This window comes from Aminobacter sp. P4_H6_2 (assembly GCF_056400805.1).
In genome coordinates this window covers 1-2,659 of the sequence record NZ_JBFUKO010000700.1, presented here as the reverse complement: position 1 = coordinate 2,659, position 2,659 = coordinate 1, and the positions used below count along the sequence as shown (strand labels likewise).

Genomic DNA, 2,659 nt, shown 5'->3' with positions numbered 1-2,659 from the left:
GCGATGCATCGCACCTCGGCAAGCCCGCTACATCTTGCCTTCGCGGCTGACAACCATGCGAAGGTCAACGCGTTTCACAAGGCGGCCCTCGAAAATGGCGGCACCGACAATGGAATGCCCGGCCCGCGTGGACCGGAGCCGATGAATTATTACGGAGCCTATGTGCTCGACCCGGACGGCAACAATATCGAGGCCGGCTGTCGCAATTGATATTCCTCGCCTGCCCTCTACCTACACGCCGCTCTAACAGGCATCTTCCGGCATCGAACCCTTGAGGGGAATTGCATGCCGGAAACCGCGAATCTCATCGCCTTTGCCGCCATAGCACTCGGCATGGTGCTGACGCCTGGGCCGAACATGGTCTATCTGGTGTCGCGCTCGATCAGCCAGGGCTCCCGTGCCGGACTGATTTCGCTCGCCGGCGTCGCACTTGGTTTTGTCATCTACATGCTGTGCGCGGCCTTCGGCATCACTGCGCKGGTGCTCGCCGTGCCATACGCCTATGACGCGATCCGTTTTGCCGGCGCTGCCTATCTTCTGTGGCTCGCCTGGCAGGCCATCCGCCCCGGCGGGCGCTCGCCGTTCCATATCCGCGAACTGCCGAAGGATGGCACGCGCAAGCTGTTTGCCATGGGCTTGTTCACCAGCCTGCTCAACCCCAAGGTCGCGGTGCTTTACCTGTCGCTGCTGCCCCAGTTCATCGATCCGGCGGCCGGCAGCGTGCTGACCCAGTTGCTGATGCTCGGCATGATCCAGATCAGCATCAGCGTCTCGGTCAACGCGATGATCGCGCTGTCTGCAGGCTCGATCTCGCAGTTCCTCGCCCAAAACCCCGGCTGGCTCAAGATCCAGCGCTGGCTGATGGGTACGGTGCTCGCGGGACTTGCGGTGAAGATGGCAACCGAAGCCCAGCGCTGAGTTTCACTTGTTCACTCAAAGAAAAAGCCCGGCGCATTTGCCGGGCTTTTTTGTCTGTTCTCGCTGCGGCGAGATCGCCTGACTTTTGGCTCAGTGATCCATGGCCTTGACGATTTCTTCGGTCATCTTCTTGGCGTCGCCGAGCAGCATCATGGTGCCGTCCTTGTAGAACAGCGTGTTGTCGATGCCGGCGTAGCCGGARCCRAGGCWGCGCTTGACGAATAGGCAGGTGCGCGCCTTGTCGACGTCGAGGATCGGCATGCCGTAGATCGGCGAGTTCTTGTCGTCGCGCGCCGAGGGATTGGTGACGTCGTTGGCGCCGATGACATAAGCGACGTCGGCCTGGGCGAACTCCGAATTGATGTCTTCGAGCTCGAAGACCTCGTCGTAAGGCACGTTGGCCTCGGCCAAGAGCACGTTCATGTGGCCGGGCATGCGGCCRGCGACCGGGTGGATGGCGTATTTGACCTCGACGCCATTGGCCTTGAGCTTGTCGGTCATCTCGCGCAGCGCATGCTGGGCCTGGGCCACCGCCATGCCGTAGCCCGGCACGATGATGACCTTTTGCGCGTTCATCATCARGAAGGCGGCRTCGTCGGCCGARCCCTGCTTGACGGTGCGCTCGATGCCGTCGTCGGCRACMGCCGCGGTCTCGCCGCCGAAGCCGCCGAGGATGACCGAGATGAACGARCGGTTCATGCCCTTGCACATGATGTAGGACARGATCGCACCCGACGAGCCGACCAGCGCGCCGGTGATGATCAGCGCCAGGTTGCCRAGCGTGAAGCCGAGTGCCGCWGCCGCCCAACCCGAATAGGAGTTGAGCATCGAGACGACGACAGGCATGTCGGCGCCGCCGATCGGCACGATCAGCAGCACGCCGAGCACCAACGACACGGCCACGATCAGCCAGAACACCGTCGTCGACTGGGTCGTCACCAGCATGACGATCAAAACGACAAGGGCGATGCCGAGGGCCGCGTTGATGAAGTGGCGGCCGGGCAGCATGATCGGCTTGCCCGACATGCGGCCATCGAGCTTGAGGAAGGCGATGACCGAGCCGGTGAAGGTGATGGCGCCGATGGCGACACCCAGGCTCATCTCGACCAGCGCCTGGGCGTGGATGGCCCCGACGCTGCCGATGCCAAAGCTTTCCGGCGCATAGACGGCGGCTGCCGCGACCATCACGGCAGCCATGCCAACGAGGCTGTGGAAGGCTGCGACCAGCTGCGGCATCGAGGTCATGGCGATGCGGCGCGCGGTGACCGCACCAATGCCGCCGCCGATGGCGATGCCGAGCACGATCAGGCCGAGGCCGGCGGCCGACGGCTTGGCCAGCGCCAGCGTCGTCACGATGGCAATGCCCATGCCGATCATGCCGTAGGTATTGCCCTGACGCGAGGTGGTCGGATGCGACAGGCCRCGCAGCGCCAGGATGAACAGGATGCCGGAGACCAGGTAGAGGAAGGAAGCGAGGTTGAGGGTCACGTCACTTGTCCTTCTTCTTGTACATCGCCAGCATGCGCTGGGTGACGAGGAAGCCGCCGAAGATGTTGACCGAGGCGAGCACCAGGGCGATGAAGCCAAAGCCGGTGGCAAGCCCCGACGCGGCGATGCCGACGGCCAAAAGCGCGCCGACGACGATCACCGAGGAGATCGCGTTGGTCACCGCCATCAACGGCGTGTGCAAGGCCGGCGTCACCTGCCAGACAACGTAATAGCCAACGAAGATGGCGAGCAC

At 63.4% G+C, this 2,659-nt stretch carries 4 protein-coding genes; 2 read left to right on the top strand and 2 right to left on the bottom strand.

Annotated elements, in window-relative coordinates; genetic code table 11:
* On the top strand, positions 1–210 hold a 210-nt coding region (locus AC1DUU_RS28865), incomplete at its 5' end, for a VOC family protein (protein WP_476786756.1).
* Positions 211–285: 75 nt separating this feature from the next.
* A complete protein-coding gene (locus tag AC1DUU_RS28860; protein ID WP_476786755.1) occupies positions 286–918 on the top strand; it encodes a LysE family translocator in 633 nt (210 codons plus the stop codon).
* Positions 919–1,008: 90 nt separating this feature from the next.
* Here the strand turns inward: AC1DUU_RS28860 and AC1DUU_RS28855 are convergent, their stop codons facing one another.
* Entirely contained in the window at positions 1,009–2,406 is a 1,398-nt protein-coding gene (locus AC1DUU_RS28855; protein ID WP_476786754.1) for an NAD(P)(+) transhydrogenase (Re/Si-specific) subunit beta, read from the bottom strand.
* Between the two features lies 1 nt (position 2,407).
* Positions 2,408–2,659, bottom strand: a 252-nt coding sequence (locus AC1DUU_RS28850; protein WP_476786753.1) for a proton-translocating transhydrogenase family protein, incomplete at its 5' end; no start/stop codon positions are given.